This is a genomic window from Clostridioides sp. ZZV15-6598, from assembly GCF_020657705.1.
Classification (GTDB): domain Bacteria; phylum Bacillota; class Clostridia; order Peptostreptococcales; family Peptostreptococcaceae; genus Clostridioides; species Clostridioides difficile_F.
Genome location: NZ_JAGWCS010000202.1, coordinates 1 through 4783, shown reverse-complemented (window position 1 = coordinate 4783; position 4783 = coordinate 1). Strand labels below are relative to the sequence as shown.

General features: G+C 28.9%; 4 protein-coding genes. All 4 read right to left on the bottom strand.

Going from position 1 to position 4783, the window contains the following annotated elements:
* Positions 1-242: 242 nt before the first annotated feature.
* Entirely contained in the window at positions 243-1568 is a 1326-nt protein-coding gene (locus tag KGF50_RS20375; protein ID WP_227849749.1) for a pyrimidine-nucleoside phosphorylase, read from the bottom strand.
* 170 nt (positions 1569-1738) lie between these two features.
* Positions 1739-2551, bottom strand: a complete 813-nt coding sequence (locus KGF50_RS20370) for a purine-nucleoside phosphorylase (protein WP_227849748.1) — start codon at positions 2549-2551, stop codon at positions 1739-1741.
* Positions 2552-2619: 68 nt separating this feature from the next.
* Positions 2620-3792 carry a phosphopentomutase gene (locus tag KGF50_RS20365; RefSeq protein ID WP_227849747.1) on the bottom strand — a complete coding sequence of 391 codons (1173 nt, stop codon included), beginning with the start codon at positions 3790-3792 and terminating at the stop codon, positions 2620-2622.
* A 41-nt stretch (positions 3793-3833) separates the two neighbouring features.
* Complete coding sequence (locus KGF50_RS20360; protein ID WP_227849746.1) at positions 3834-4748, bottom strand: tyrosine-type recombinase/integrase; 915 nt, start codon at positions 4746-4748, stop codon at positions 3834-3836.
* Positions 4749-4783: the final 35 nt, after the last annotated feature.

Here is a 4783-nt window from a genome sequence, read left to right as displayed (position 1 = left end):
AGATGTTTATAAGAGTCAGATCATTTACTCCTTATGTATATTTGTCCATTTTCTATTATAAAGCTAAGCACTGTAATTTTCAATCATCTTGTCGAATAAACTTATTTATATTATAAAAAAATACTTTAAAATATATTTTTATTATTATATATTTATTACTTCTCAAACTTTTCAAAAAAATAAAAAGCCTAACACTATTTTTGACATGTTAGGCTTTTTATAATCACTTTTTCTAAAATTTTCTAAAACTTTTTAATTTCATCTTTAGTTACAATACCATATACTAATTTATTTTTTTCTATTTTTTCATCTAAAATAGAATATGAATTGACGAATCTATCCTTTGCCAATGTAAGTTTTTTCTCATCATCATAGTACATATATGCTAGAACTTCACCCTCTTTTACATAATCTCCTACTTTTTTTTCTAAGATTATTCCTGCTGATAAATCTAGTATATCATCTTTAGTTTCTCTACCAGCTCCAAGAATCATAGCTGATATGCCGATATCTTCTGCCTTAATCTTACTTATATATCCAGATTTATCTGATTTAATTGGATACTTGTACTTTGATTCTTTGAATAGAGAATAATCATCAACTATATCTTTATTTCCACCTTGATTTTCTATAAACTCTTTAAGTTTATTTATAGCTCTACCAGATTTTATTGATTCTCGTATCTTTTCAATACCATCATCAAAATTACATGCAACTTTTGCTAAAACTAGCATATATGCTCCTAAAACTTCACATAATTCAACAAGGTCTTTTGGTCCATTTCCTTTTAAAGTTTCAATTGCTTCTATAACCTCTAAAGAGTTACCAACAGCAAATCCTAAAGGCTCATCCATATCTGTCACAATTCCTATGGTATCTTTATTCATACCAACACCTATGTCAACCATGGCTTTTGCCAATTCAAAAGACTCCTCTAAAGTCTTCATGAATGCTCCATTACCAGTTTTCACATCTAATACAATTGCATCAGCTCCTGAAGCTAGCTTTTTAGACATTACACTAGATGCTATCAATGATATATTATCTACAGTTGCTGTAACATCCCTAAGAGCATAGATTTTTTTATCCGCAATTGCTACCTTTGCACTTTGACCACAAACTGCTATTTTATGCTTATTTACAGAATCGATAAATTTATTTATATCCATTTCTGTAGAAAAACCTGGTATAGCTTCCAGTTTATCAATAGTTCCTCCAGTATGTCCAAGACCTCTGCCAGACATTTTTGCAACTGGTGCTCCACATGAAGCAACTAAAGGTATAAGAGCTATTGTAGTCTTATCTCCGACACCACCTGTACTGTGTTTATCTACTTTTATACCCTCTATATCTGATAGCTCTATCATGTCACCAGAGTGCATCATTGCTTCTGTAAGATATACAGTCTCTTGTCTATTCATCTTGTTTAAATAAATAGACATTAATAGTGCAGAAGCCTGATAGTCAGGTATATCTCCTTTAGAATAGTTTTCTATAAAGTAATTTATCTCTTCTTTGCTAAGTTCTAAATTATCTCTCTTTTTTTTTATAATATCATACATTCTCATACACAAAATCTCCATTCTAACCTATAGTAATTTAAATAAATTTATAAACATATTCCTATATTATAAAAAACTGTCTCTTATTAGAAATACTTTTCTATATCAAGACAGTTCCTTATTAATTATTTTCAAATTGTACATTGTCTATTTTATAATAAATTTAATTAAAGTCTCTATAAACTCTTAACTGTACTCTTAACTAAGTTCAAAAATTCTGATTTAACTTTTTGTGTAGTTTCTATAACTTCTTCATGACTTAATGGTTGATTTAAGATACCAGCAGCCATATTAGTTATACAAGATATACCAATAACATCAATATTGGAATGTGCTGCTACTATAACTTCTGGAACTGTTGACATTCCAACTGCATCAGCCCCTAATATTTGAGCCATTCTTACTTCTGCTGGTGTTTCATAATTAGGTCCACTAAAGAACATATATACACCTTCTTTTACATCTATATTGTATTCTTTAGCACATTCTTTAACTATATCTACATATTTACATGAATAAGCATCTGACATATCTGGAAATCTAGCTCCAAGTCTATCATCATTTTTTCCTACTAATGGATTGCTCCCACTAAAATTTATATGGTCTCTTATAATCATCAAATCCCCTGGTTTAAATTGTTTATTTACGCCACCAGCAGCATTAGTTACTACAAGAATTTCGACTCCAAGAGCTTTCATAACTCTCACCGGAAAAGTAGCTTCTTTTTGAGAATAACCTTCATAATAATGAAACCTTCCCTGCATAGCAATTACTTCTTTTCCTGCAAGCTTTCCAATAACAAGTTGCCCAGCATGTCCTTCTACTGTTGAAACAGGGAAATTTGGAATTTCGCTATATTTAATTATGACAGAATCTTCTATATCATTTGCTAAATCACCAAGTCCAGAACCTAATATTAGACCAATCTTAGGCTTTATATTAATTTTAGAATTTATAAATTTACTACTTTGTTCTATCTTTTCAAACATTCCAATCCCTCCATTCATTCTATTCATCTAATTTTTATTACTTTATATATTTATTTTCTATTTAATATTTAAAATAAATCTTTTTTAAAACTCACTCCATGTTTAGGCAATTTTACATCTAGTATATCTGCAACAGTTGCTCCAATATCAGCAAAAGTATCTTTTATTCCTAAATTAAATCCTTTTTTAACCTTGCTACCATAAATCATTACTGGAATATATTCTCTTGTATGGTCTGTACCTTTATATGTCGGGTCATTTCCATGGTCTGCATTAATTATAAGAATATCGTCTTCTCTCATATTACTCATTATCTCAGGAAGTCTATTATCAAACTCTTCAAGTGCTTTCTTATATCCTTCTGGGTCTCTTCTATGACCGTATTTTGAATCAAAATCAACAAGGTTTGAATATATCAAGCCTTTATTATCTTGTTTCATATATTTTAAAGTTTCATCTACTCCATCCATATTACTTTTAGTATGGATAGCTTCTGTAATTCCTTTGCCATTAAAAATATCTTCTATTTTTCCAACAGCTAAAACTTCAAGACCTGAGTCTTTTATATTATCAAGTACAGTTGGTTCAAATGGGTCTAGTGAATAATCTCTTCTATTTGAAGTTCTAACAAATTCACCTGTTTTTTTACCTGTAAATGGTCTAGCAATTACTCTAGCAACTGCATTATCACCCATCATTATTTCTCTAGCTATTTTACACATACTGTACAACTCTTCTAATGGAATCACTTCTTCATTGGCTGCTATTTGAAATACACTATCAGCTGAAGTATATACTATTACATCTCCAGTTTCTATTTGATGTTCTCCATACTCATCAATTATCACAGTCCCTGAAGCTGGCTTATTTCCTACTACTTTTCTTCCAGTTTTTTTCTCAAACTCTTCTATAATTTCTTTTGAAAATCCATGTTCAAATGTTTTAAAAGGTTTATCAACTATTATCCCAGTCATTTCCCAGTGACCAGTAGTAGTATCTTTTCCTTGAGACATTTCCTTACATTTTCCAAAACAGCCTATTGGCTCTTTTTCATCTTCAAAAAAATCTACACCATCTATATTTCCTATACCTAATTTTCTCATATTAGGAATTTGTATATCTGGATACTCTTTAAATATATTTCCAAGAGTACTTACATCCTTACTGTCTCCAAAATTTTCAGCATCAGGTAATGCTCCTATTCCAACACTATCAATTACAATCCAAATCACTCTGCTCATATAAATATGCTCCTTTTAAATTATAAAATTTGATATACAGTCTATTTAGCTTCTACTTTTTGTAACTCTATATCAATATCATTTCTAGGATGCTTTTCTTTTATTTCTCTTCTCACGTTTTTATCTATGTGGTTTAAATATACTTGTAAACTAGATAAATTAACATTTCCTAAGATTTTACTTACAACAGCAATGTTAGCACCTTCATTCAAAAGATGAATTGCAAATGAATGTCTAAGCATTGTAGGATTTATGTTTTTATCTATATTAGCTAAATTAGAATATTTTTTTATAACTTTCCAAAGACCTTGTCGTGTAAACCTTTGTCCTAATGAACTTACAAATAATGACGTTTCACCTTCTACAGCTATTTTAGGTCTTGCTTCTTTTAAATATTTCTCTAAATAAAGTTTTGTAATATCACAAAGCGGTATAACCCTTTGACTTTTACAGCATGAATTACAATATATATAGTCAATATCCAAGTCAACATCATCTACATTCATATCTACTAGCTCTGATACTTTTATACCTGTACCATATAATACTTCAAAAATAGCTTTGTCCCTAATTAATTTAGGTGTTGTTAACTTAGGAAAATTTAATAATCTTTCAATTTCTTCTTCTGTAAGTATATTTATATTTTCTTTTTTTACCTTAGGTTTTTTTATATCCTTTGCAGGATTATTTGTACATACATGATTTAAAAATAAATAATCATGAAAAGATTTTATAGATGATATCATCCTTGCTATTGTAGCTATTGATACATTATCTTTTTCCAACTTTATTAAATAACTTATAATATCATTTTCTACTATATCTACTAGTTTAATGCTTTTTTGATTTATATATTCCATATATTTTTTTATATCCATAAAGTATGATGCCACTGTGTTTTCTGATAATTTTTTTTTATCTTTTATGTAATCTATATATCCCTCTATAATATCCATTATAAACTCCTTTATTTAACTAGGAACTTAATAAT

Bases quoted from the DNA above. Each gene is read 5' to 3' on its own strand.
- KGF50_RS20365 (WP_227849747.1), bottom strand. From the start codon at position 3,792: ATGAGCAGAGTGATTTGGATTGTAATTGATAGTGTTGGAATAGGAGCA.
- KGF50_RS20360 (WP_227849746.1), bottom strand. From the start codon at position 4,748: ATGGATATTATAGAGGGATATATAGATTACATAAAAGATAAAAAAAAA.
- KGF50_RS20375 (WP_227849749.1), bottom strand. From the start codon at position 1,568: ATGAGAATGTATGATATTATAAAAAAAAAGAGAGATAATTTAGAACTT.
- KGF50_RS20370 (WP_227849748.1), bottom strand. From the start codon at position 2,551: ATGTTTGAAAAGATAGAACAAAGTAGTAAATTTATAAATTCTAAAATT.